Origin of the sequence: Stenotrophomonas sp. CFBP8994 (assembly GCF_034044835.1) — a bacterium.
In the GTDB taxonomy this organism is placed as follows: Bacteria; Pseudomonadota; Gammaproteobacteria; order Xanthomonadales; family Xanthomonadaceae; genus Stenotrophomonas; species Stenotrophomonas rhizophila_A.
In genome coordinates this window covers 626154-650551 of record NZ_JAXCWT010000001.1, presented here as the reverse complement: position 1 = coordinate 650551, position 24398 = coordinate 626154, and the positions used below count along the sequence as shown (strand labels likewise).

Below are 24398 nucleotides of genomic sequence, written 5' to 3'. Positions count from 1 at the left end.
GTGAAGTTCGCCAATGTTGTAAAGACCTTCGGCCCGCGCATCGGCAACATGTCCGAAGCACATGAGTTGCGTGCGCAATGCCTGATTGCGCACTCCCAGGAGAACAAGCATGCCATTAGAAGTTGCGCAGTCGACGCAGATTGCTCCCGCGCGGTCGGACCGCTTCGACCTTTCGCGCGCTGTAAAGAAGATTCCTCTTGACCGGGTCGCCAATGCTGACCTGCCTGCCCCCTGCCAGATGTCCAGAGTGACGGGCGTCCATCGTCAAAATGCCCACAGCCGTGCCGTCAGTGTCTGCTACAGCATCATGGATCGTGCGCGCGCTGGCCTTTCCGGTCGCGACCTGGTTGCGATGGACAGGACGCTCGAGTTGCTGGGCCGGAAAACCACCGAACATTTCGGGAACCTTCTGCAGATGCATCTGACTGCAGCCGGCGCCCTGCACGCCGGTGTGTCGATGCGCCTTGCCGAAACGCCGGACGACGCGGCATTGATTCGATGCAGGCGGAACCTTGAAGACTCGATCATCGCGATGGGTATCAAGGCCGGCCGGTGCAAGACCGTTCCGGATGGCGGTTACCACGGCGACAGCCGCAGTGCGAAACTTACCGACGCAATGGCCGTGGCAAAGCAGCGCATGCTGGAATGTGCCGGGACCATACCGATGGCGGGGTTGCTGGAGGATGTTGCGGCCGCGATCCTTCCGGGTCCGTTGATGGACAGCATCAGGGAACGCCAGGAGAACCCGCACCTCTTCGCCAAGGGCGAAGGCGGGGCCGACGTGATGCAGGTTCTGCAGAAAAAAATGTGCGACGACCTTGAGAAGATACTGCAGGCGCACGTTGACTCCGGTGGTGTCGAGCATCTCATGGTTTCAATTCTGGACCTGCTGAAGCTACCCGAATATGTGGTTGAGGGAGATCCGGGTCGCGCCGGTACTCCCGAGCCGCCGCGCGACCGCTCTGACCTGCCGCGCGACCTTCAGAGGGTGATCCACGACAGAAACGGCCACGGCGGCTGCACGAACATCAACCATTCGCCGACCAATATCGACTTCAGCGAGTTCGGCAAGGCACTTGAGCGGGCGCAGCTTCCCCTCCAGGAGCTGTTCAACCTGTTCGATCGCTCACGGGCGGATGCGTACGAGTTGGGCCGGCTGACCGAGATCGTCCGCCATCAGGACCAGCGCATTGATAAGCAGGATCAGTACATCGACAAGCTGGAACGGATGCTCAACGAGTCACAGCAGCGCTACGAGACCTTCGCCAATGGAGCGGGTGGGGCGCGGGTGCCTCGAGGTACCCAGGCGCGGCCCGATGTCCTCGATCAAGGGACGTCTACATCCGATCTTCTCCCCAAGAACGAGCCGGCACCTCCGGTGCCGCCGCGTGGCGTGAACGCCGGCAACGGCAATGGTGTGGTGCGCGCGGATCAGGAAACCGAGACCAAGCAGCGCAACCAGTTGGACAAGCGCAACCAGTTCGATCAAAGCACCGGGAGCGTTCGAAACTCGCAGAACGGCGAGGGCGCCCAGCATCTCCGCAGGAATGTGGACAGCCAGGGTAACCAGAAGGACACCCGCACGCTGGGTAACCAGAGTAATCAGAACGAACAGGCCGATCGCCAGATCCGCAACGCATCGGGCAACCAGTTGTCGCCAGACGGCCGGTTGGACGATATCGCCCATCCCGACGCTCAGCAGCAGCGTGGCCACCAGCTTCAGGGCCGGGATGAGACCGATCATACCAACAGCCGACTGCAGCGGCAGCAGCGTCTGGGAAGTACCCAGCAGCGCCTGGAGGGCCAGAGGGACGAGCAGAATCGCCGGCTGCAGGATCGCAATGATGGCAACCGCTTGGGCAACGCCCACGCGCCGTTCGTAGCCGACGGCCCGTATCAGGAATACAGGCACTATCTGAGCTCGTTGAAGATCGATGTGGGGCCGCTGGAACCTGACCCGTTCGCGCCGACCAGTGAACGCACGTACCAGGCGGACCGACCGTGGGACCCGGTGAATGGTTTCAGTTCAATGCGGCAGATCATGCCCAGCGATGTGAAGGAGTACGTCAAGGAGCGCGGCGAAAACGCCGGCACGCCGTTCGTCCCGTTCATGAAAGGAAAGGTGCGCCCAGTTCCTGTGCAGGAGGATACCGAGCTGCAGAAGGCGTTTGATGCCTTCTTCAAAAAGAGCCGTCTGATCTCGCCTGATCCGCGAAATGCGGCAGCTCCTTCGGTGCAGCAGAGCCAGCAGGGGGGCGCAGCACTTCACGCTCGCTCGCCGCAGGTAGAAGCGGTCAAGCCGCCCGCACCGCGGATGTTCATGTCGCGACGCGAAGAAGAGCTGCTCGCACCCGCCTTGGTTCGCAGCTCAGTCGCGGAAGGTCGTCGGGCCGCTGAACTTCGGTCGCTGCAGGATTCGGCAGGTGCCGGTCGGGCACCCCAAGTTCCACTGATTCCGAATGGCCAGCTGGCCGAAACCTCGCGCCCGGCACGGGTGTCCGCCATTCCTGCGCTGGCCCGGTCGGTCACCCTGCCGTCCGACAACTTCCGCAACAGTTTGCTTCGCGGCCGTTCGGATTCGGTGTTCAGCAACGCCAGCAGTACAGTCTACCCGCTGACGCTTGAGGCCATCAGGGGCTCCAGGATTCCCGGGGCCACCCTCTCGCGCCAGGACTCTTTCGACGGTGCGTTGGAAGCGGAACGTGATGATGAATCCATCATCGTCGCGGCCGACACAAAGTGGCACGTTTCCGATGGCGTTGATTCCGGCAATGGGTCGCCGACCGGCTTCGGCTCGCTTGACAGCGCATACTGGGATCCGCAGACCCTTGATCGGGTTGCGGATCGCATTTCAATAGACGACAAGTCCAGGTTCATCGAGAACCGGGAGGCAGTCAGGCGTGACCTCGACCAGATGAACCTGCAGAAGCTGCAGAAGATCGCATCATGAGCGCCGGGTTGAGCCTGCAGGACCTCCGCAAACTGACGGCCGCCCATCTCGGGCGGCCGCTGGAAGAGATCGGCTCGCAGCAGCGGCTGGTGGAGGACCTGGACATTGATTCGCTGGAGATGCATGCGCTGCTGATCCAGATCGAGGAGGCCGGAGCCCCGTTGCCGGATGCCGAGGCCATGCGTGAGGTTGTCACGCTGGCTGACCTGTATCAGGCGATCGCCGGCCCGGACGCACTGGCGTGATCCGCTGGACGGTCGGGGTGGTGGTGGCACTGGCCGCCACCGCCCCGCCGGCCACTGCCAGCCAGGTATTCGCCACCCTGGATCGCAATGGCCAGCTACAGGTATCCGATGCCCCCCTTGCGGGGGCAAAGGCGTTTGATCCGCACCAGACCTACGTACCAGCGCCCGTTCCACGTGCGCCAAGCCAGGCGTCGCCTCCAAAGGCCGCATCGCGCTGGAGCCCGCTCATTGACCAGGTGGCCGCCGAGCACGGCATGGACGCACGGCTGCTGCATGCCATCGTGACGGTGGAGTCCGCATACGACCCCCAAGCACGATCCCACGCAGGAGCGCTCGGCCTGATGCAGGTCATTCCTGCCACGGGCAAACGCTTCGGCGCCAATGACCTGTTCGATCCTCTGCAGAACCTGCGCGCAGGCACCGCTTACCTTGCCTGGCTGAAGCGCCGCTTCGGCGGTGACCTCACCCTCATGCTTGCTGCGTACAACGCAGGCGAGGGCGCGGTGCAACGCCATGGAAACCGCGTGCCCCCCTTCAACGAAACCCGGCAGTACGTGCGCAAGGTGACCGCGCTGTACCACGGCAGGTTGAACTGAGCGCACGGGATACCGCTGCGCGATGATGGGTACCACGCATTGCGATTGCAGTGTGCGATAGGCGGTACTGCAAGAAAGTGCAGTGCGCGGACATTGAAATTTGTTTCATGGAGGGGGTTAGGGCGAGCTGTCAGTCTGCGCGTCGTCGCCGCAATGCCTTGTGCACCGGCACTTCCGATCCCGCATTCCCCGGACTCCAATGCTCCCCGCGCACAAGTTGAAACTGCTTTCCGGCCAGCTCGATGGCGTGGAATTCACCCTCTCTCCCGGTGACACCGTCTTCCACGTTGGCCCGGCCCGCACCCTGCAGCAGGGCCAGCTGGGCGCCACCCTCGCCAATGCGGACAACGTGTTCTACATCCCCGGCGATCTGGCGCCGGCCTCGTTCCGCTTCCACCTGGGCGAAGACAGCATCACGCTGGAAGTGCGCGCAGAAGGGGTCGACGTCTGGAGCCCGCAGGACCTGCCCCTGAATTCGGTGGTGCACGTGGCCGGCCTTGCGCTCGCCGTGCGTGCCGACACCGATACGTGGTCGGCGGCCGTGTTGGACCACCGCCTGCCGGTGCTGGTCGACGAAGGCACCCCCTACACCCCGGTAATGCGCCCCACGCGCGGTGCCGGCGCCCGCCGCTGGATTGCCGTCGCCGCCCTGGTGATGGTGGTGGGCGCCGGCGGCTGGTGGCTGTACGACCGCCAGCGGCCGGCCACGCAGGTCCGCACGCTGGAAGCGGTACTGGCGAAATCCCCCTACAACTACACCGTGGTCCATGACGCCGACGGGCGCCTGTATGCATTTGGCGACAGTGCCGAGGCCGTGGCCTGGGGCCAGCGTGCCAGCCAACGTGCCGGTCGCCTGCAGGACCAGTACCGCGAGCGCCACGTGGAGGCCGCGCGCATCGGTGCCGTGCTGGACAGCGCCAGCGTGCCGTACGCGGTGATCCGCCTGCGCACCCCGCAGCGCCCGGAAGTGGTGATCACCGCACTGGGCTTGAACGACGCCGAGCGCCAGCGCCAGGTGCAGGCCCTGCTCGTACCGCAGATGCCGTACGCGGCCAGCATCGATGTGCGCCTGGTAGGCGATGGCCAGCTGGTGGCCATCGCACGTGACGAGCTGCGCGCGCGTGGGATTACCACCCGCACCGGCAACCATGCCGGCCGGGCCAGCATTTCCAACGACGTGTTCCTCGATGACGCATCGCTGCACGCCATGGCGCAGTACCGCGACGACTTCGTGCAGCAGTGGGGCGAGCGCCGCGTGCGCATCAGCATCCGTTTGTGGGACGACCTGCTCAAGGGGCGTTCCTACCAGTATTCCCAGGACCAGCTGCTCTCGGTGGGCGAAGGTCGCTGGGATTTTTCTACGGCAGGTAGCCGTTGACCTTTCTTCCGGAGTAACTGTAATGACTACAACACCCGTTGGTACCACGCCCGTTCCGGGCGACGATTTCGATGGCGATGTCCAGGGCCCGCAGTGGGGCTGGTTGGGCGACCACAGCGACCGATTTGACGCGGGGGTAACGACCCTGAAGAAGGCGCTGGACGATGCGTTCAAGAAGATTGCCGGCGACGGCATTCCTGGCGGCGACGAGGGTGACCCGACCAATCCGGCGCACCTTGCCGACTATCAGACCGCCCTGTCGGCCTACACCACCTACCGCACCCTGCAGTCGAACTCGGCCAAGAGCCTGTCGGACATGCAGAAGCAGAACGCCCGCAACCTGGGTTGATGACCTCCTGTGCCGGCAGCGGTGCTGCCGGTACCAGGACCCTATGCGGATGTTCCGCAGGAGAAGCACCCGTGCAAGTGACACAGATCGCTACCGAGATCGACGTGGTGGGCGGCGCTGAAGGCGCCGCCGTACCGCTCTCGGATCGCATGAGCCAGGCGTTGGCCAACGGCTACGTCAGCGCCGGCAATGATCTGGCCTCGATCCAGGCCGCCAGCAACAATCCCGCCACCGCATCGAGCCCGGCTGCGCTGCACGAGCTGCAGCTCAACCTGGTCGATTACACCAAGCGCATGATCGTCGCCGCCGGCTTGGCCAACCACGCCAACAAGACGGTGGAGACGCTGCTCAAGTCATGAACATGCCGCCTTTTGCGGTGGCCGTGCGCCGCCTGAGCCGGTGGCGTGTGGTGCTGCCCCTGCTTGCGCTGGTGGTGCTGGTTGGCTGCGCGCGCAAGCCACTGCTGGAAAACCTGGACGAGCGCCAGGCCAATGAAGTGATTGCCGTACTGCTCCGCCATAACATCGACGCCGAAAAGCTCAACCTGGGCAAGGGCGGCTATCAGGTCCAGGTGGGTCCGCGCGATCTGCCCGAAGCCATTGAGCTGATGCAACGCAACGACCTGCCATCGGCGCCGCGCAGCCAGGTGTCGGCGGCTTTCCCGGCCGATTCTCTTGTCAGTACGCCGCTCGGTGAGCGTGCGCGGCTGATTTCGGCGGTGGAACAGCGGCTGGAAGAGTCATTGCAGCTGATCGATGGCGTGCAGTCCAGTCGCGTGCACCTGAACTACGATGCCAACCTGGGTACCGAAGGTCGACGAGCTGAGCGCCGGCGCATGCACGTGGCGGCCGTAGTGGCGCATGAGCCAGGTGTCGATGCGGAAGTGCTGTTGCAGACCGTGAAGCGGTTCCTGCGCAACACCTTTGATGGCGTGGAGTACGACAACGTCTCGGTCATCCTCACCGAGGTCGAGGGGCCGCGGACGCTCGCCGTGACGGCCGGCAACGAACGCAGCCTGCCGCTGGCCTGGGTGCTGCTCTGCGGTGGCCTGGCCCTGATGTTGCTGCTGGGCGGGTGGGTGCTGGTGCGTCTGGTGCCGGCGGTAGGCAACCGCCTGCGCACGGCATGGCAGCGGGTCAGCGCGCGCGGCACCGGCACTGGCCCTGGCGCAACCGGCTGGAGGCGCTGGCGTGGCGCATGATGCCATGCACATCGCTTATGCCCCGGCTGCGTACTACCGGCCGTGGCGGGCGGTGTACGCCGACGCCTCCCTGGATCAGCAGCGCTGGCTCAACACCACGTTGATCCGCCAGCGTCGCCTGCCCATGCCGGCAACGCTGGCGGCTCCCGCGGATGTGCTGACGCGGCGGTTGATGGGCCTGTGGCCCAGGCTGCCGGAGGTGGCCACGCTCATGGCGGCCGCGCGGCTGCGTGACTGGCTGGCGTCGCAGCGTGGCTATACGGCATTGCCGGCCACGGTGCAGGCGTTCATGCGGGCCGATCATGCGAGGCAACCGGGGGGCTGCGTGCAGGCGCCCGTACCGGCGGATCTCTCCAGGGTGCTGCTGGTCTGGGGCGGCGTCGAGCTGCAGCCGTTGGCACCGCTGCTGCCCGCCTGGCTCTCCGCGCGGCTCTCCCTTCCATTTGCGCCGATGTCGGGCGACACCCTACGCCCGCTGCCACGCGAACGTATCGACCTGGACCTTTTCTGGACGGCGGTGACCTATGTTGAAAAGCTTTCCTGAGCACGTGCTGGCGCATGCGCAGGGCGGGGTGATCGCGCCCAGCGCGCTGGGCCAGGCGGCACGGGCCGACCAGCTCGAATCCGCCGCGCGGCGCCGCGCCTCGGCTGTGTTGGGGGCGTTGCCCGAGCAGGTGGACGCCGCCATCGCACAGGCGCGCGTTGATGGATTCGGCCAGGGTTACGCCGACGCCATTTCCGAGGCGGTGCCATTGCTGGCGGCCGCGTTGGGCGATGTACAAGCCACGCGTCAAGCGGTACTCGGCCAGGTGCGTGAAGTGATCTCCGCAAGTCTTGCCGCTGAAGGCGTGGACGCGGCCTTGGTGGTACGTCGCTGCGAGCAGCTGCTGGGTACGGCCGAGGCGGGTCTGGTGCTGTACGTGCCTGGGCAGATGCCTGCACTGGGCGAAACCGTGCTGGCGCAGCTGGCGACGAAGGCCGACGCTCCGCGTGTGCAGGTAGTAGCGTCCCGGTCGGCGTTGCCGATGCTCAAAGCTGGTCCGTTGTTGTTTGAACTGGACCCGGTAGGCGCCATGGCCGCCGCCGTGGAAGCCAGCGTGGATGCCAGTGCACTGGAAGCGGCCGCGCGCCAGCGTGCCGGTGCCTATGTGAGCGGGATCGACGCCCGCCTCAAGCGGTTGCCCTTACCCCTGACCCCGATTGGAGTAGATTGATGATGCTTGAAAAACTGGGGGCGATGGCGCCCCCCAACACCGCTACGGTGGAGGGCCAGAAGCAGACGCTGATGCAGCGCATGCAGGCCGCGGTGGACGATCCGTCCATCAACCCACCCGAGCCTGGCATCAACCCGCCGGAGCCCGGTCACGACATCAAGCCGATCGCGCCGGACATGGCGGAGGTGACCCGGGAAATGGCCGCGAAGTTCTTCCGCGACGAGTTCATGCGGCTGATGATCTTCGGCGATGAGGACATGCTCGGCGCCAAGCCCGACGACGTGTGATCTGCAGTGCGGGCCGCAAGTGCGGCCCGCACTCCGTTTCAACGCGAGGGCGGTGCCTCGCTGGTGGCCGGCGCGGCCAGCCAGCGCTCTATCTTCGCCTCCAGGATATCCAGCGGCATCGAGCCATCGCGCAGCACCTCGGCATGGAACCGGCGCGGATTGAACGCCGCACCCTGCGATGCCTTGGCCTTGTCGCGCAGCTCCATCATATTCAGCTCGCCCAGACCATTGGCCAGAGTCTGGCCGGGCAGGGCCATGAAGCGCTCCACCTCGGCGGTGGCATCTTCCACCGGCATGTCGGCGGTCTTGACCAGATAGTCCACCGCCTGCTTCTTGCTCCATCCCTGCGCGTGCACGCCGGTATCGGCCACCATGCGCGCACTGCGGGTCAACGCACCCTGCAGGTAGGCGATCTTTGCGTAGGGATCCTGATAGACCCCCAGTTCGTCACCCAGCGATTCGGCATACAGGCCCCAGCCTTCCACGAAGGCCACGTCGCCGCCGAGGCGGCGGAAGCGCGGCAGCTTGTCCAGTTCCTGCTGCAGCCCCAGCTGCACGTGGTGGCCGGGAATGCCTTCGTGCAGGTACTGCGCCGGCGCCGACCAGGTGCGGCGGCTGGGCAGGGCATTGGTGTTCACGTACAGCACGGCCGGGCGCATGCCGTCGGGCAGCGACGGCTGGTAACTCACGGCGGCAGCGCTGGCGGCGCGGTCGGCTTCCACCGGGCGGATTTCCAAGGGTGCCTTGGGCAGCGTATCCAGCAGCGAAGGCAGGCGCGCGCCCACCTGCTGCTGCAGTTGCTTGTAGCGCATCAACAGTGCATCGGGGGTGGCGTACTGGAAGTTCTTGTCAGTACGCATGCTGCGCAGCAGCTTCTGCTGCGAGCCGCGGATGCGGTTTTCCTTCATCACCGCCGCAATCTGCTCCTGCAGGCTGGCCACGCGCTGTTCGCCCAGCGCGTGGATCTGCTGCGGGGTGAGCGTGCTGGCGGTGCTCTGCACGATGTTCTGGGTGTACCACGCCATGCCATTGGGCAGCGCGGACAGCCCATCGGTTTTCCGGGTGGCCGGCAGGTATTCGGTGGCGATGAAGCCGCGCAGCGCGCGGTAGGCCGGCATCAGCCGGTACTCGATCATGCGCTTGTAGTCGGCGGTGATGCGCGCCTTGTCCGCTTCGGGAAAATCGTCAGGCATGTTGCGCACCGGCGCCCAGAAGATGCTTTCTTCGGCGGTGGGCTTGATCACCGCATCCAGCTGCGGCAGCACCTTCTCCATCAGGTCGCGCGGCTGCACCACGCCGGCACGCATGCCCTCGCGCATGTTGGCGATGGCCTGGTCGAACAGTGGCGGAATGCCCAGCGAACGCTTGGACCAGGTGTCGTAGTCCTGCACGGTGTTGAACGGCTGCGCGCCTGAGCCGGAACCCAGGATGGCCATGATGCTGCCGAGGTTGTAGTACTGGCTCACCGGCAGCATCCAGCCCGGGTACTTCTCGGCCGCCAGCGACATGCGCGCATCGCGCACGAAGATCTGGTAGCTCAGCAGGTCCTGGCCGGTGAGGCCGTCCGGGCCGATCTTCTCGACCTTGCCCAGCCATTGTTCGGTGAAGTCATGCGACTGCTGGCGGTAGGCGGCCGAGAGGATGTTCGGCAGTTGGTCATTGTGGCGGGCATCGCCCTGGAACGTGGCCTGCAGCGGGTTGAGCCGCATCGAGGCGTCCCAGTACTCGTCGTAGATGCGCTCGAGCTGGGCGGCCTTGGTCTGCTGGCGCACCAGCGGTTGCCGCGCGGGCGCGGCGGCGGGGCGGGCGCGGGGTTTGGCCTTGGGCTTGGCCTGGCGCGTCTGTGCGGCGGCGGGCCGGTTGGCCTTCTTCTTGGCGGCTTCGGCCGGGGCAGCGGCAGTGAAGACCAGCAGTGAGGCAATCACGAGCGCCAAGGCACGGGCGGGGTGGGGCATCGAATGCTTCCGTAAATCCTATACAGACCCGGGAGCTTGCCTGATTCAGCCGGACACAACCACCTCAGCGCCCCGCTCAGGATGCCGGCGTACAGCGTAGAGACACGCCACGCGCGTCCCACGCAGCGCGGGCCGAAGCCCGAAAACCCCTATTCAGCGCTCCCCAGCCCGCGTAAACGGCACGGTTTCAGGCGCCACAGCCCCACCGGAGATGATGAAGCTCATCGCCTGGTCCACTGTCCAGTCGGTCGGGGTCAGCAGCTCCACCGGCACGATTTCCAGATACCCGGAGGTCGGGTTGGGGGTGGTCGGCACATACACCGCCGCCAGCTCGCGGCCGGTGCCCTGTTCACGGATCACCCGGGTGACCAGGCCCACCGCCTTCATGTCCCGGTGCGGGAAGTCGATCAGCACCACGCGCTGGGTAGTGCCCGGCTCGGTCTGCAGCATGTCCAGCAGTTTCTTGGCGCTTTCATAGATGATGCTGGCCAGCGGAATGCGCTTGATCACCGCACCGAACCAGCGCAGCAGGCGCTGGCCGATCACGCGCCGGCTGAGCACGCCCACGCTCAGGATGACCAGCAGCGTGGCCAGCAGCCCGAACACGTTCTGCATCCACTCGACCTTGACCCAGCCCAGGTAATGCGGGAACGAGGCGGCGATCTGCGCCGACAGCGGCACCACCACCGGGCTGCTGATGCCCGAGAGCAGCACGAACACGAACTTGATGACCACCCAGGTCAACCAGATCGGCAGCAGGGTGAGCAGGCCGGTCAGGAACAGGCGCTGCAGGGAGGGGCGCGGTACGAGGTGGGGGGCTTCAGGCGACATCGGCGCATTGTAGCGGGGCGCGGGCCCGGTTTACGCGGCCAGCCACCGCAGAATGCGTCCTGTCGGGGAATTCTGTGTTGACTGCGGTGAAATGGACTGGATCACGATTGCCGCTCTACCGGCCGCACGTCAAACGCGCGCCTGTGGCTTCAACCGGATGTACACCTGCTTGCGCACCCGCGCAACGACTTCACCCTGCGCATCGACAATGTCATTGCTGAACCAGTGCAGATACTTCTCACCACCGGCGGTAGCTGCCCGCAACTGATCCAGCAGCGCCTCATCCAGCCGGAACTCGGCGGTTACCGTCCCACGGCCAGGCTTGAGGAACTCGATCTCACCCGCCCGATCCCACACGTAATAATCGCGCCCCAGGTTCTGCATGACGGTCAGCATCCAGAACGGATCGGTCATGGCGAACAGGCTGCCGCCAAAGTGCGTGCCCACATAGTTCTTGTTCCACGGCCGCATCCGCAGCTCCACCCGGACAAACCGGTAGTCGGGCGTGACCTGCGAAACATGGATGCCGGCAAACAGGAACGGCGGCCACAGGTTGAGTCCATGGCGGAACAGGCTGGCTTTCATACAGTGGTGATTGGCAGGGGAAGTGCAGAGAGATTACCATCCGTTACCGTATGGTTTGCAATACGCGTCCACCGGTAGGGCAACGGCCGACCTACTTCCGGGTCGACCGTTGATCGAGGAGACTGCACCGCTAAGTCATGATCGGCCTTTGCGAGGCAGTGCCTAAGGCTGCTGCAACAAGTTTTTTAGTCGACATAGCACTGGATGTCGTCACCGGCGCGCCTGCAGACGAAGCGTAAATCCCCAGTGTCCGGTAGCGTTCCGTGGACCGGAATATGGGCCCACAAAGCGCGTTCAATAAATGCTTCAGCCAGTTCCCGCTGACTGCGGGAGAAATGAAACCACTTCTCGCCCTCTATCGGCGCGAAGTCTTCTCTTTTTTCTTGAATGTTCCCCTGAAAAGAATACGATTCGGCGCTTTGATAAACCCACCGCCGTGCGTGGTGATCAAAATAAAAGTTGGCCCGCCCATCATCCCGGCTGTAGAAGGACAACTCTGCAAGGATCGGCCGCGCGTCACCCAGCATGTACTCGAACCTCAATAGCTTCCCTGAGGATGTGGACGTGTTCAGAAACTGTAGGCGAGGAAGGGTCGCCAGAAAGCGATGCACGTATTCACGGGCCGTCGCATGATCTGGATTCAATGAAGAGAGGTGGTGTCCCCACAGGTAGCTGTGACGTCTGCCATGCTCGGTGCCCGGCGCAAGCAATGTGACGTCTTGGATCGATGCCTTCATGTCACCGCTGTATCCGCTGTACAGAGCCATCATTCCCAAGAACTGACTCTCTACCCAATCTTCGGCTGCAAACGATTCGGCGACCAGTAGCTGCCCAGCTCTAACCACGTTGTACCCGGATATGGACAAGTTTTGCGCGTCATACACATAGTGCCTACCAACCCCCTGCGCCAACGCCACATCCTCCATCTCATCCGGCGTGCAGTAGTAGCACTTGTACGCGATCGGATCTTCCTCGTTGGCGACCGCCTGCATCGGCATCGCCGCCAGCAACAACCACAGCATCTTCTTCATGGTCCAGCTCCTTGCCAACCCGCACGCGCGGGGTAGGCGAAGTGGAGCAGCTGGGGTGATGGCGGGGTATAGGAATTCAACGAACGCGCGTGTCGTGAAAACACTTCGGCAACGCAGTGCCGGAATGAGTGTGACGAAGTGCATGTTTGAATGGCTGATCGCGTCTGGAACGGTGGAGCCACGCCGTGCGTGGCTGTGCGGTGCCGGAACGTAGAGCAGGCACGCAGGGCGTGGCTCTACGCGCTGTTGTCCGTTTCCATGTTGCCGGTGGCGTAGCCATCGCGACCTGCGGCCTTGGCGCGGTACAGCGCTGCGTCGGCGCCTTCGAAGTAATGGCGCGGCTCGCTGCCGGCATCGGGGGTGTGGGTGTAGAGGCCCACGCTGAGGGTGATCTGCGCGTGCGGCTGCGTGGCGGGCGACAGGTGCATGCCGCGCACGGCGGCGATCAGGTCTTCGACGACCTGGACCGCGCCTTCCGACGTCGTATCGGGCAACACCAGCGCGAACTCGTCACCGCCAAAGCGCGCGGCCATGTCGCGCGGTCTCCTCGCATGCGCGCGTATCTCGCTGGCGATCCGGCGCAGCACCGCATCGCCGGCATGATGCCCATGCAGGTCGTTATGCTGCTTGAAGTGGTCCACATCGATCAGCACCAGGGTCAGCGGGCGACCACTGCGGCGGCCGGCATCATGTTCCTGCTGCAGGGTCTGTTCGAAACGCACGCGGTTGCCCAGCCCGGTCAGGCCATCGCTGTTGGCCTGCCGGCGCCACGCGGCGATCCGCCACAGCACCCACGCGCAGATCACGGCCAGCATGCAGGTCAGCGCTGCAGCGGGCGCGAACCACAGGTGGCCGGCACGCAGCAGCACGAAGCTGGACAGCAGCGCCAGTGGCAGGGCCAGCAGGGCGCTGGCCACCGCGCGCGGCAGGGTCAGGCCCAGCGCACACAACGCCACCAGCAGCCCGCTCAAGGCTGCCTGCCATGAGGGCGCCAATACGCTGATCACATTCCCGGAAAGCAGCATCGACGCCACGTTGGCCTGGTATTCGGTGCCGCTCATCCAGCGCTCGCGGGTGGTCGGGGTAAGCAGGCGCGGGGTGATGCCGCTGGCGGTCATGCCCACCAGCACCAGACGGTCGTGCAGTAGTTCCGGCGCGACATCGCCGTTCAGCACATCCGCGTACGACACCTGCGGGAAGCGATCCGGCGGGCCGGCGAAGCGCACGCGCACGTAGTGGTTGCGGTGCCATTGGTAGGGCGCGTCATGGGGTGGGCGGGTATCGATCAGCCCGGGCAGCGGTCCGCGCGTGTTGGCCAGCGCCAACCCCAGCGCAGGCCAGTGCGGTGAGCCGATGCCTGCGGTGAGGTACAGCCCGCGGGTAACGCCATCGGCCTCCACTTCCACATCGCTGTGGCCCAGCATCGAGGCGTTGGCGGCGATCAACGGAATCGGCAGCAGTTCCTCGGCCATGCGCGGCCCGCTCGATGGCGCGGCCAACACCGGCAGTACCACATGCCCATTGCGGCGGATCGCCGCCGCCAGTTCGGCATCCTGCGCGCTGTCCTGGCGGTCCGGTTCGGACAGCAGCAGGTCCAGCACCACGCGCTGGCTGCCGGCTGCGGTCAGGCGGTCCAGCAGCCGCGCATGGGTCGAACGCGGCCACGGCCACTGGCCGAGCTGCTGCAGGCTGCTGTCGTCGATGGCCACCACCAGCAGGCGCGGATCGGGTGTGTATTCCCAGGAACCGACGTAGGTGTCGTAGATCGCTTCATCCTGCTTCCAGAACCACTGCCCGTGGCTGGCGGCCGCCGCCAGCACGCCCACCAGCACCGCGAGCACGATGCGCCGGGGCCAGGAGAGCGTGAGCGGCCTCACAGCAGCAGGAGCAGCAGCAGCGCGCCGGCACCGGCGCCATAGCAGGTACGACAGGGCAGCGCGACCTGCTGCGCAGGCGAGAACGGGCCGCCGTAGCCGTCGTCATCAATCGTCTGCACGCGCACGTGCAGGGTGCCGTGCCATGGCCGCTTGAGCGTGACCTCGGGTTGGTCCACCTGCTGGTCGAGCAGCGGCTGGGCGAAGTCGCCACGCTTGTCCAACTGCACGCGGTAGCGCTGGCCGGGTTCGCCTGCCTGCCAGCGCAGGGTGAGCTGGCCCCTGGCTGCCTGCGGCGGCTGCAGGCCGGGGTCCACCGGCGCGTCACTGATGCCCAGCGCCACCGGCTGGCCGAAGCGGCCGCGGTGTCCGCTGCCGTCGCGCGAGGCCACGCGCCAGAAATAGTCGCCGGGGGGCAGGTCTTCGGCAGCACGCACGCGGGTGCCGCGTCCTTCCTGCTCCAATACCGGCTGCAGGAACTGCGGCTCGGTGGCAACCTGCAGCACGGTGCTGGCGGCGCCTTCCACCTGGCTCCACTCGAAGCGCGGGCGCGGGCTGGTGATCGTTTCGCCATTGACCGGGCGCACCGTGAGCGGCGGCGCCGGCTGGTCGCGCACTTCGAAATCGGCCTGCGCATCCAGGCCTTCCACGCCATCGGCACTGACCGCACGCACCAGCAGCCGCAGCAGTCCGGGCGGCAGGTCGGGCACGGTCATGGTGGTGTCGGCGGTGTCCCTGGCGAACACGAGGATCTCCGGCTGATCGGCGCGCACTACTTCTACCCGGTACTGGGTGGCCTGCGCTACTGTTTCCCACGCAATGTGGGCCGGTAGTGGGTCCAGGCGCAGTCCAGTGCGGGCCAGGACAGGGGCGGGCAGCAGCGCCTCGGGCATGTCGGGACGGGCGTCCAGCGCCCGGCTGCGGGTGGCCTGGCCGTGGGCAACCAGTCGCTCGCCGCGCCGGTTGCCGACCTGCACGCGGCCTTCCAGTACCTCGGTGGCGGCCATGCGGCCCTGACCGCCGGCACTGACCCGGAACTGCGTGCCACGCACGCTGCTGGTCGCGGTCGGGGCATCGATGATGTAGCGCGAGGCCGGGCCCTTGGCGGGGGTGACCCGGTTGCTGCTGCGGCCCTGTTCCAGGCGCAGGCGGGTGTCCACCATGCCGGTGTGGCCGTAACGGCTGAGCTGGTCCAGGCGCAGGTGCGAGTGCTCGCGCAGCTGCAGGCGCGAGTCGTCGGCGAAGGCGAGGGTCACGCTGGCATCTGCCCCGGTGATCAGGTGCGTGCCGATGCCCAGCCGTTCGCCGTCCACCACAGGGCGCAATGCGCCGCTGTCGCCCAGCCGGGCCTGCACGGCGCCGCGCACGGCCAGCACCCGGGCGGGCGCAGGCTGCACGCGCAGCCAGGCGATGGGAAACCGGAGCGGAGTGCCCGGGGGCAGCCGGTAAGGGTCAGCGACGCGGTTGTGCGCCTGCAGGTGTGCCCAGGGCACATCCGGCTTGAGGTAACGCCCGCCCAGGTCCCAGAGGGTGTCGCCGGGGCGGACCCGGTAGGTCCAGTCCTGGGCCAGCACGGGGAAGGCGGACAGCAGCAGCGCCAGCAGCGTCAGCAGGCGGATCGAACGGGCGCGCAGGCGCGGGAAGCGGGTCGAACTCACGGTCATCTGTGCCCCTGGAGGCGGGGCCGAGCCGTAGGGCCCCCATGGCCAGACCGCATCCCCCCGAATGGATCGCGGTCGAAAGTTAGACCGCGATCACATTATTGACCGCTGCCGGTGCAGGGATTCTGAACGGCGGGCGCGCTCAGAACACCAGCGCGGCCATCGAACGGCGGTAGCGACCGACCAGCGCGGCGTCGTCGATCACCTTGAAGGCATCGATCAGCAGTTTGCGCGGCAGGTTGTCACTGTAGCTGCCGTCTTTCCGCAACATGGCCAGGAACTGCTCCAGCGCGGCTTCGTCTTCACCGCCCAGCAGCTGCTGCACGCCGCGCAGGTGGCGGGCCTGCAGGTCGCCGCCATCGGCCGCGATGCGCGCGTCCAGCTGCTCCGGTGCCGGGGCGTCCTGCAGGGCCTTGGCGAAATCCAGGCGGGCGCGGGCGCGCACGGCACGGTCGTCGGTGGACAGGTTGGCCGGCAGCGCATCGATCAACGCGCTGGCTTCGGTGGTGGCGCCGGTCTGCAGCAGGGCCAGGGCCAGGTCGAGCTTGAGCTCCTCCTTGTCCGGCTCGGCGGCAATGCCGGCGCGCAGCACGTCCACGCGGGCCTGCGGATCCAGTGGTGCGGGCTCGTCAGCCGCAGCTTCCGGGGCTTCGGCGGGGCTGATGCCGTGCTGGGCAAGAAACTCGCGCAGCTGGCCTTCGGGGATCGCACCGGGGAACCCATCCACCAGCTGGCCGCCCTTGACCAGGAACACGGTGGGCACCGAGCGGATCTGGAAGGCCGCCGCGATCTGCTGCTCCTTGTCCACGTCGACCTTGGCCAGCTCGAAAGCGCCGTTGTACTCGCCGGCCAGCTTTTCCAGCATCGGGCCCAGGGTCTTGCAGGGCTCGCACCAGGTGGCCCAGAAATCGACCAGCACCGGGGTCTGCAGCGACTTCTGCAGCACCTGTGCTTCGAAGGTTTCGGTGGTGGCATCAAAGACGTGGGGCAGTTCGCTCATGGTCGGATGATCAACGATAAAGATGTACGCAGTGTATGGTGCCGGCGATATCGAGAAGCAACCCCAATCGGTCGGCGTTGCCCTATAGGCGATGGCGCCACGCTGGCGGAGAATGGCCGCATGAAGACACTGCAACGTTTCGATCCGCTGCTGGGCGCCTTGGCTGCGGTGCTGTTCCTGGCCTCGGTGCTGGGCTTTGGCGCGCTACTGCCGGGCTACCTGCCACTGGGGCACCCGGTGGCGCTGCTGGGTGCGACCGGGGTGCCGCACGCGGTGGCCTTCGACCTGCTTGGCTTCGTGCTGCCTGGGCTGCTGGCCGCGGTGGTGGCCATGCGCCTGCTGGCGCGGGTGCCGGTCACCGCGCCGTGGACGATGCGGGTGGGCGGGCAGATGCTGGTGCTGTCCGGGCTGGCCTTCGCCGCGATGGGCGTGCTGCCGTTGGATCCCACCGACATCCAGAGCCCGGCCAGCCAGTTCCACGCCAGCGCGTGGATGGTCTGGGTGCTGGCGTTCGTGCCGGGCGCACTGATGGCCGGCTTCGGGGCGCGGCGCCTGCCGGGCTGGGGGCGGCTGGCGGCACTGCACGTGTCTGCGGGGCTGGCCGTACTGGTGGGTGCCTTCGTGCTGCAGGCGGTCATTCCGGCGCCGGTGGCGCAGCGCGTCGCCTTCGTTGCGTGGGCGGTGTGGCTGGCGGCGGCGCTGCCAGTGGCCAGCAAGGTCCGCCACGACTGAACTGGCGGATTCGGCCGCAATCCACGCGGGTGCGCGCGCGGGATGACCGTTGTAGATAATCCGGAAATGGGTAATTCCTTGATTTATCAACGGGATGCCATTCCAGTCCTGTATTCGTAGCGTCGATGATTGGAGCCCTTTGCCGCACTGCGGTACGCTGTGCCGCTTTGCCGCCGCAACTGTGTTTTCCATGACCAGCGTCGAACCCAACGTATACGATCCGCAGCAGGTTGAATCCGCCGCCCAGAAATTCTGGGACGCCACGCGCGCCTTCGAGGTGAACGAGGCCTCGGACAAGCCGAAGTACTACTGCCTTTCGATGCTGCCGTACCCGTCGGGCGCGCTGCACATGGGCCACGTGCGCAACTACACCATTGGCGATGTGATCAGCCGCTACAAGCGGATGACCGGCCACAACGTGCTGCAGCCGATGGGGTGGGATGCGTTCGGCCTGCCGGCCGAGAACGCGGCGATCAAGAACAAGACCGCGCCGGCCAAGTGGACCTACGCCAACATCGAACACATGCGTGGGCAGTTCAAGTCGATGGGCTACGCGATCGACTGGTCGCGCGAGTTCGCCACCTGCACGCCCGAATACTACGTGCACGAACAGCGCATGTTCACCCGGCTGATGCGCAAGGGCCTGGCCTACCGCCGCAACGCGGTGGTGAACTGGGATCCGGTCGACCAGACCGTGCTGGCCAATGAGCAGGTCATCGACGGCCGTGGCTGGCGCTCCGGCGCGCTGGTGGAGAAGCGCGAGATTCCGCAGTGGTTCCTGCGCATCACCGATTACGCCCAGGAACTGCTGGACGGCCTGGATGAACTGCCGGGCTGGCCGGAATCGGTCAAGACCATGCAGCGCAACTGGATCGGCCGCTCCGAAGGGCTGGAGATCCAGTTCGACGTGCGCGATGCCGACGGCAGCGCGCTGGATTCGGTGCGCGTGTTCACCACCCGCCCGGACACGGTGATGGGCGTGACCTTCGTGTCGATTGCAGGCGAGCATCCGCTGGCCCTGCATGCGGCGAAGTCGAACCCGGCGCTGGCCGCGCTGCTGGCCGAGATGAAGCAGGGCGGCGTGTCCGAGGCTGAACTGGAAACCCAGGAAAAGCGCGGCATGGACACCGGCCTGCGCGCGGTGCACCCGGTCACCGGCGCCCAGGTGCCGGTGTGGGTGGCCAACTTCGTGCTGATGGGCTACGGCACCGGTGCGGTGATGGCCGTTCCCGGGCACGACCAGCGCGACTTCGAATTCGCCAACAAGTACGACCTGCCGATCCGCCAGGTCATCGCGCTGAAGTCGCCGCGCAAGGACGAAACCGCCTACGACCCGCGCAACTGGCAGGACTGGTACGGCGACAAGACCCGCGAGACCGAGCTGGTCAATTCCGACGAATTCGATGGCCTGGATTTCCAGGGCGCCTTCGAGGCGCTGGCTGAACGCTTCGAGCGCAAGGCCCAGGGCCAGCGCCGGGTGAACTACCGCCTGCGCGACTGGGGCGTGAGCCGCCAGCGTTACTGGGGTTGCCCGATTCCGGTGATCTACTGCCCCAAGTGCGGCGCGTTGCCGGTGCCGGAAGAGCAGCTGCCGGTGGTACTGCCGGAAGACGTCAACTTCGTCGGAACCGGTTCGCCGATCAAGGCTGATCCGGAATGGCGCAAGACCACCTGCCCCGATTGCGGTGGCGCGGCCGAGCGCGAGACCGATACCTTCGATACCTTCATGGAATCGAGCTGGTACTACGCCCGCTACACCTCCCCGGGTGCGCGTGACGCGGTGGACAAGCGCGGCAACTACTGGCTGCCGGTGGACCAGTACATCGGCGGCATCGAACACGCGATCCTGCACCTGATGTACTTCCGTTTCTTCCACAAGCTGCTGCGCGATGCGCGCATGGTGGACAGCAACGAACCGGCACAGAACCTGCTGTGCCAGGGCATGGTCATCGCCGATACCTACTTCCGCCAGAACCCGGACGGGTCCAAGGACTGGATCAACCCGGCCGACGTGGACGTGCGGCGCGACGAGCGCGGCCGCGTCACCGGCGCGGTGCTGATCGCCGATGGCCAGCCGGTGGAGATCGGCGGCACCGAGAAGATGTCCAAGTCCAAGAACAATGGCGTGGACCCGCAGGCCATGGTGAGCCGCTACGGCGCCGACACCGTGCGCCTGTTCTCGATGTTCGCCGCACCGCCGGAACAGTCGCTGGAGTGGAACGAAGCGGGCGTGGACGGCATGGCGCGCTTCCTGCGCCGGCTGTGGACGCAGGTGCAGAAGCACGCGGACGAGGGGGTTGCCCCGGCGCTGGACCTGGCGGCGCTGACCGCCGAACAGAAGGCGCTGCGCCGCAAGACCCACGAAACCATCGGCAAGGTCGGCGACGACTACGGCCGCCGCCACAGCTTCAACACCGCCATCGCCGCGGTGATGGAGCTGATGAACGCGCTGGCCAGGTTCGATGACAGCTCCGACCAGGGCCGTGCGGTCCGCCAGGAAGCGCTGCAGGCCACCGTGCTGCTGCTCAACCCGATCACCCCGCATGCCAGCCATGCGTTGTGGCAGCTGCTGGGCCATGGCGAAACGCTGCTGGAAGACCAGCCGTTCCCGCAGGCCGATGCCGGCGCGCTGGTGCGTGATGCGGTGACCCTGGCCGTGCAGGTCAATGGCAAGCTGCGTGGCACCATCGAGGTGGCCGCCGATGCCGCGCGCGACCAGATCGAGGCACTGGGCCTGGCCGAGCCGAATGCGGCGAAGTTCCTGGACGGGCTGACCGTGCGCAAGATCATCATCGTGCCGGGCAAGATCGTGAACATCGTGGCGGGGTAAGCCCCGCTCTACGTGCTTCGTTCACGCAGGGTCGGGCATCGTATCGGCATCCAATTTTCTGTTGCCGGCTTCGCCCGGCTCCTCCAGACTGTGAACATGACCCGATTCCTGCTTGCCCTTGTTCTTACCGCTACCCTCGCCGGCTGTGGCTTCCACCTGCGCAACAAGCTGATGCTGCCGGCCGATACGGCGGCGGTGAAGGTGGTCTCCACGGCGCCCTACAGCGAACTGGCCAAGCTGCTGCGTCGCGGCCTGATGGCATCGGGCGCGACCATTGCCGAAGCCGACAGCAAGGAACCGGCCGCACAGCTGCAGGTGTTGTCCGAGCGCTGGGGCGACCTGCCCATCGCCATCGACGCACAGGGCCGTGCCCAGGAATTCAGCCTGCGCTACGCGGTGATCTTCGTGTTCCGTCGCGAAGACGGCAGCGACCTGGTCCCGCAGCAGGTGATCGAGCTGTCGCGCGACTATGTGTCGCCGCCCAGCGATGCGACCGGCACCACCACCGAACGCGAGATCCTGGCCGACGAACTGCGCCGTGAGATGTCGGCGTCGATCATGCGCCGCATCGACAGCGTGGTACGTGCCGAGCTGGAGCGCGGGCGGCTCAACCCGCCGGCCAAGCCGACCGCCGATCCGGCAGCGGCGCCTGCCGGCGTGCCGTCGACCGCGCCGTCGACCACGCCTCCGGCCGCAGTGCCGGCCGTCAAGCCGCCGCAGGGCGGCTGACCGGCCCGCCCGGCGGACCGGCCGCACGATGGAACTGCGCCCCGAACAGCTTGCCAGCCAGCCGGCCAGCCAGGCCCTGGCGCCGGTATACCTGATAGCCGGGCCGGAAACGCTGCGCGTGCTGGAAGCGGCCGATGCGGTGCGTGCGCGGGCCCGCGCCGACGGCATCAGCGAACGCGAAGTGTTCGATGCCGACGGCCGCGATTTCGACTGGAACCAGCTTGACGCCACCTTCAATGCCCCCAGCCTGTTCAGTGCGCGCCGGCTGGTGGAGCTGCGCCTGCCGACCGGCAAGCCGGGCAAGGAGGGTGGGGAAGTCATCAGCCAGTTCTGCGCCAACCCGGCGCCGGACGTGATCCTGCTGATCACCTGCAACGAATGGAGCAAGGCGCACCAGGGCAAGTGGGCCGAGGCGGTGAACCGCGTCGGCGTGCTGTCGGTGGCCTGGGCGATCAAGCCGCACGAGCTGCCGGACTGGATCGAACGTCGCCTGCGCCAGCAGGGCCTGCGCGCGGACCCGGCCGCCGTGCAGCGGCTGGCCGAGCGGGTGGAGGGCAACCTGTTGGCGGCCGCGCAGGAAATCGACAAGCTGGCGCTGCTGGCCAGTGGCCAGACCCTGGATGTGGACACCATGGAATCGCTGGTGGCCGACGCCGCCCGCTACGACGTGTTCCGCCTGCTGGAAGCCACGTTCTCCGGGCAACCGGCGGGGGTGCTGCGGATGCTGGCTGGGCTGCGCGGCGAAGGCGAGGCGGTGGCCGCGCTGATGCCGATGGTGATCCGCGAGATGCTGTCCACCGCCGCGCTGGCCAGGGTGCAGGCGCGCGGTGGCAACCTGGCGGCCGAAATGAAGAGCCGCGGCATCTGGGAATCGCGCCAGGCGCCGTTCAAACGCGCGCTGCAGCGGCACCCGGAAGCCAAACGCTGGGAGCGCTTCGTCGCTGAGGCCGGGCTGGTGGACCGCATGGCCAAGGGGCGCGCCGACGGCGATGCCTGGCTGGGCCTGGAGCGGCTGCTGGTGGCCGTGGCCGAAGCGCGCGCGGTACGCCTGCTCGCGCGCGCCTGAGCCCCGTGGGCCTGCGCATCCATTACGGTGGGACCTTCGACCCGGTGCACCTGGGGCATCTGGCCATCGCGCGGGCGGCGCGCGACCAGTTGCAGGTCGCCGTGCGCCTGCTGCCGGCGGCCGATCCGCCGCACCGGCAGGCCCCCGGTGCCAATGCCGCCCAGCGGGCGGAGATGCTGGCGCTGGCGATCGGCGGTGAGCCGGGACTGCTGCTGGACCGGCGCGAGCTGGTACGCGCCCAGCGCCAGCCGGCGACCCCTTCCTACACCGTCGACACGCTGCGCGAGCTGCGTGCCGAGCTGGGCCCGCGCCAGCCCATCGCCTGGCTGGTAGGCGCCGACAGCCTGCTGGGCCTGCCCAGCTGGCACCAGTGGGAGGACCTGTTCGAGCTGGCGCACTTCATCGTGGCCGACCGCCCGGGAAGCTCGCTGGAGCAGGCCCTGCCGGCCCCGCTGCAGCAGGCGCTGGAGGGGCGTTGGGCAGACACCGACAAGGCGCTGTTCAGCGCCCCCGCAGGGCGCGTGTTGCGCCTGCACGCCCCGCTGCGCAACGAATCCGCCACGGCCGTGCGGGAGCGGATCGCCGCTGACGGGGACTGGCGCGGGCTGCTGCCACCTCCGGTGGCCGATTACATCGCCCGCCATGGCCTGTACGGGGTCCGTACGCCGTGAACACGTTCAGCTCCTCCGCCCCGTATAATCGGCCCCACATTTATCGAGTCTCCCTGCTTTGAGCGACCAAGCCCAGCCCCAGACCATCAAGGTCACCATGCCGAACCCGGCACCGTCCACCCAGCAGCTGCTGGAGTGCGTGCGCCAGGCCACCGAAGAACTGAAGGCCAGGGACGTGGTCGAGATCGACGTGATCGGCAAGTCCAGCGTCACCGATTTCATGGTGATCGCCTCGGGCACCTCCAGCCGCCACGTCAAGTCGATTGCCGACGAAGTGGTCAAGTTCGCCAAGAACCTCGGCATCATGCCGCTGGGCGTGGAAGGCGAGCGCGAAGCCGAGTGGGTGCTGGTTGACCTGGGCGACGTGCTGGTGCATGTGATGCTGCCGCGCGTGCGCGAGTTCTACGCGCTGGAGCGCCTGTGGACGGTGGGCGACCAGCCGCCGAGCCTGCTCGACGAGGGCGACGAAGAAGACGACTACGCTGCGCGCTGAGCGTTGCGCACGTGGTGACGACAACGGCGCCGGGTGGCGCCGTTGTCATTTGAAGGAGCATGACGATGAAAGCCAGGCTGATCGCCACCGGTGAACGCGCGCCCAGCTGGGTGGCGCAGGGTTTTGCCGAGTACCAGAAGCGGCTCTCGCACTGGTTGCCGTTCGAGCTGGTGGAAATCGAGCCGGGCCTGCGTGGCAAGGGACGCGATGCGCGTCGCGCCACCGAGGACGAAGGCAAGCGGGTGATCGCCGCGCTGCCCAAGAACGCGTATGTGGTGGCGCTGGATGTACCGGGGAAGCAACTCAGCTCCGAGCAGCTGGCGCAGCGCCTGGAGCACTGGCGCGGGCAGGGCAGGGACCTGGCGTTCCTGATTGGCGGCCCGGAAGGGCATTCGCCCGAAGTATCCGCGCTGGCCGATGAAAAATGGTCCATCGGCCCGCTCACCCTGCCACACATGCTGGTGCGGCTGGTGGTGGCCGAACAGCTGTATCGCGCAGCGGCGATGCTGGCCAACCACCCGTATCACCGCGCGTGAAGAAATTCTGCGCAGACGGGTTACAAGCTGCGAAAAACTGGTTACAATTTGCACCCCGCCCGAATAGCTCAGCCGGTTAGAGCACTTGACTGTTAATCAGGGGGTCGTTGGTTCGAGTCCAACTTCGGGCGCCAAGTTTTAATAGCCTCGCAGCGATGCGAGGCTTTTTTTTGCCTGTGACCCA

24 protein-coding genes and 1 tRNA gene are annotated in these 24398 nt (G+C 66.5%); 18 read left to right on the top strand and 7 right to left on the bottom strand.

What is annotated here, in order from left to right; translation table 11 throughout:
* Positions 1-109 precede the first annotated feature (109 nt).
* The 10 genes from SOM39_RS03105 to SOM39_RS03060 all read left to right on the top strand — a co-directional run bounded on the left by SOM39_RS03105 (position 110) and on the right by SOM39_RS03060 (position 8220).
* On the top strand, positions 110-2950 hold the full coding sequence (locus SOM39_RS03105; RefSeq protein WP_320457444.1) for a hypothetical protein: 2841 nt from the start codon (positions 110-112) through the stop codon (positions 2948-2950).
* Positions 2947-3195 (top strand): acyl carrier protein, encoded by a 249-nt coding sequence (locus SOM39_RS03100; protein ID WP_093533437.1) that lies wholly within the window; start codon positions 2947-2949, stop codon positions 3193-3195. The genes SOM39_RS03105 and SOM39_RS03100 overlap by 4 nt, the downstream gene beginning before the upstream one ends.
* 17 nt (positions 3196-3212) lie before the next feature.
* Positions 3213-3791 (top strand): lytic transglycosylase domain-containing protein, encoded by a 579-nt coding sequence (locus SOM39_RS03095; RefSeq protein ID WP_320457443.1) that lies wholly within the window; start codon positions 3213-3215, stop codon positions 3789-3791.
* 217 nt (positions 3792-4008) lie between these two features.
* Positions 4009-5169 (top strand): PrgH/EprH family type III secretion apparatus protein, encoded by a 1161-nt coding sequence (locus tag SOM39_RS03090; protein WP_320457442.1) that lies wholly within the window; start codon positions 4009-4011, stop codon positions 5167-5169.
* 22 nt (positions 5170-5191) lie between these two features.
* Positions 5192-5518 carry an EscF/YscF/HrpA family type III secretion system needle major subunit gene (locus tag SOM39_RS03085; protein WP_320457441.1) on the top strand — a complete coding sequence of 109 codons (327 nt, stop codon included), beginning with the start codon at positions 5192-5194 and terminating at the stop codon, positions 5516-5518.
* A 77-nt stretch (positions 5519-5595) separates the two neighbouring features.
* A complete protein-coding gene (sctI, locus tag SOM39_RS03080) occupies positions 5596-5877 on the top strand; it encodes a type III secretion system inner rod subunit SctI (protein WP_320457440.1) in 282 nt (93 codons plus the stop codon).
* On the top strand, positions 5874-6719 hold the full coding sequence (gene sctJ / locus SOM39_RS03075; RefSeq protein ID WP_320457439.1) for a type III secretion system inner membrane ring lipoprotein SctJ: 846 nt from the start codon (positions 5874-5876) through the stop codon (positions 6717-6719). Before sctI ends, sctJ begins: the two co-directional genes overlap by 4 nt.
* Positions 6709-7263, top strand: a complete 555-nt coding sequence (locus tag SOM39_RS03070) for a hypothetical protein (RefSeq protein ID WP_320457438.1) — start codon at positions 6709-6711, stop codon at positions 7261-7263. Before sctJ ends, SOM39_RS03070 begins: the two co-directional genes overlap by 11 nt.
* Positions 7247-7933 (top strand): hypothetical protein, encoded by a 687-nt coding sequence (locus SOM39_RS03065; protein WP_320457437.1) that lies wholly within the window; start codon positions 7247-7249, stop codon positions 7931-7933. The genes SOM39_RS03070 and SOM39_RS03065 overlap by 17 nt, the downstream gene beginning before the upstream one ends.
* The gene (locus SOM39_RS03060; protein ID WP_320457436.1) at positions 7933-8220 is read left to right on the top strand and encodes a hypothetical protein; all 288 of its coding nucleotides are present in this window, start codon (positions 7933-7935) and stop codon (positions 8218-8220) included. Before SOM39_RS03065 ends, SOM39_RS03060 begins: the two co-directional genes overlap by 1 nt.
* A 38-nt stretch (positions 8221-8258) precedes the next feature.
* On the opposite strand, the gene SOM39_RS03055 is transcribed toward SOM39_RS03060, so the two are convergent.
* From SOM39_RS03055 to trxA, 7 genes are all read right to left on the bottom strand, one after another.
* Positions 8259-10175 carry a DUF885 domain-containing protein gene (locus tag SOM39_RS03055; protein ID WP_320457435.1) on the bottom strand — a complete coding sequence of 639 codons (1917 nt, stop codon included), beginning with the start codon at positions 10173-10175 and terminating at the stop codon, positions 8259-8261.
* Positions 10176-10328: 153 nt separating this feature from the next.
* The gene (locus SOM39_RS03050; protein ID WP_068853557.1) at positions 10329-11006 is read right to left on the bottom strand and encodes a DUF502 domain-containing protein; all 678 of its coding nucleotides are present in this window, start codon (positions 11004-11006) and stop codon (positions 10329-10331) included.
* A gap of 129 nt (positions 11007-11135) precedes the next feature.
* Entirely contained in the window at positions 11136-11591 is a 456-nt protein-coding gene (locus SOM39_RS03045) for a DUF4442 domain-containing protein (protein ID WP_320457434.1), read from the bottom strand.
* A 185-nt stretch (positions 11592-11776) separates the two neighbouring features.
* A complete protein-coding gene (locus tag SOM39_RS03040; protein WP_320457433.1) occupies positions 11777-12622 on the bottom strand; it encodes a hypothetical protein in 846 nt (281 codons plus the stop codon).
* Positions 12623-12858: 236 nt separating this feature from the next.
* Complete coding sequence (locus SOM39_RS03035; protein WP_320457432.1) at positions 12859-14499, bottom strand: CHASE2 domain-containing protein; 1641 nt, start codon at positions 14497-14499, stop codon at positions 12859-12861.
* On the bottom strand, positions 14496-16160 hold the full coding sequence (locus tag SOM39_RS03030; RefSeq protein WP_320457431.1) for a FecR family protein: 1665 nt from the start codon (positions 16158-16160) through the stop codon (positions 14496-14498). The genes SOM39_RS03035 and SOM39_RS03030 overlap by 4 nt, the downstream gene beginning before the upstream one ends.
* Positions 16161-16299: 139 nt before the next feature.
* Positions 16300-17157 carry a thioredoxin gene (trxA, locus tag SOM39_RS03025; RefSeq protein WP_320457430.1) on the bottom strand — a complete coding sequence of 286 codons (858 nt, stop codon included), beginning with the start codon at positions 17155-17157 and terminating at the stop codon, positions 16300-16302.
* A gap of 120 nt (positions 17158-17277) precedes the next feature.
* On the opposite strand from trxA, the gene SOM39_RS03020 reads away from it, so the two are divergent.
* From SOM39_RS03020 to SOM39_RS02985, 8 genes are all read left to right on the top strand, one after another.
* Positions 17278-17889: a DUF998 domain-containing protein gene (locus SOM39_RS03020; protein WP_320457429.1), complete on the top strand. Its 612-nt coding sequence runs from the start codon at positions 17278-17280 to the stop codon at positions 17887-17889.
* 190 nt (positions 17890-18079) lie between these two features.
* Positions 18080-20719, top strand: coding sequence for a leucine--tRNA ligase (leuS, locus tag SOM39_RS03015; RefSeq protein WP_217537117.1), 2640 nt, complete (start codon positions 18080-18082; stop codon positions 20717-20719).
* A gap of 96 nt (positions 20720-20815) precedes the next feature.
* Positions 20816-21448 (top strand): LPS assembly lipoprotein LptE, encoded by a 633-nt coding sequence (gene lptE / locus SOM39_RS03010; RefSeq protein ID WP_320457428.1) that lies wholly within the window; start codon positions 20816-20818, stop codon positions 21446-21448.
* A 28-nt stretch (positions 21449-21476) separates the two neighbouring features.
* On the top strand, positions 21477-22514 hold the full coding sequence (gene holA, locus SOM39_RS03005) for a DNA polymerase III subunit delta (protein ID WP_320457427.1): 1038 nt from the start codon (positions 21477-21479) through the stop codon (positions 22512-22514).
* A gap of 5 nt (positions 22515-22519) precedes the next feature.
* Positions 22520-23185, top strand: coding sequence for a nicotinate-nucleotide adenylyltransferase (nadD, locus tag SOM39_RS03000; RefSeq protein ID WP_320457426.1), 666 nt, complete (start codon positions 22520-22522; stop codon positions 23183-23185).
* Positions 23186-23282: 97 nt separating this feature from the next.
* Positions 23283-23678 carry a ribosome silencing factor gene (gene rsfS, locus SOM39_RS02995; protein WP_184126665.1) on the top strand — a complete coding sequence of 132 codons (396 nt, stop codon included), beginning with the start codon at positions 23283-23285 and terminating at the stop codon, positions 23676-23678.
* A gap of 65 nt (positions 23679-23743) precedes the next feature.
* Positions 23744-24214 (top strand): 23S rRNA (pseudouridine(1915)-N(3))-methyltransferase RlmH, encoded by a 471-nt coding sequence (gene rlmH / locus SOM39_RS02990; RefSeq protein ID WP_068853546.1) that lies wholly within the window; start codon positions 23744-23746, stop codon positions 24212-24214.
* A gap of 57 nt (positions 24215-24271) precedes the next feature.
* Positions 24272-24348 (top strand) — tRNA-Asn (locus tag SOM39_RS02985).
* The last annotated feature ends 50 nt before the right edge of the window (positions 24349-24398 follow it).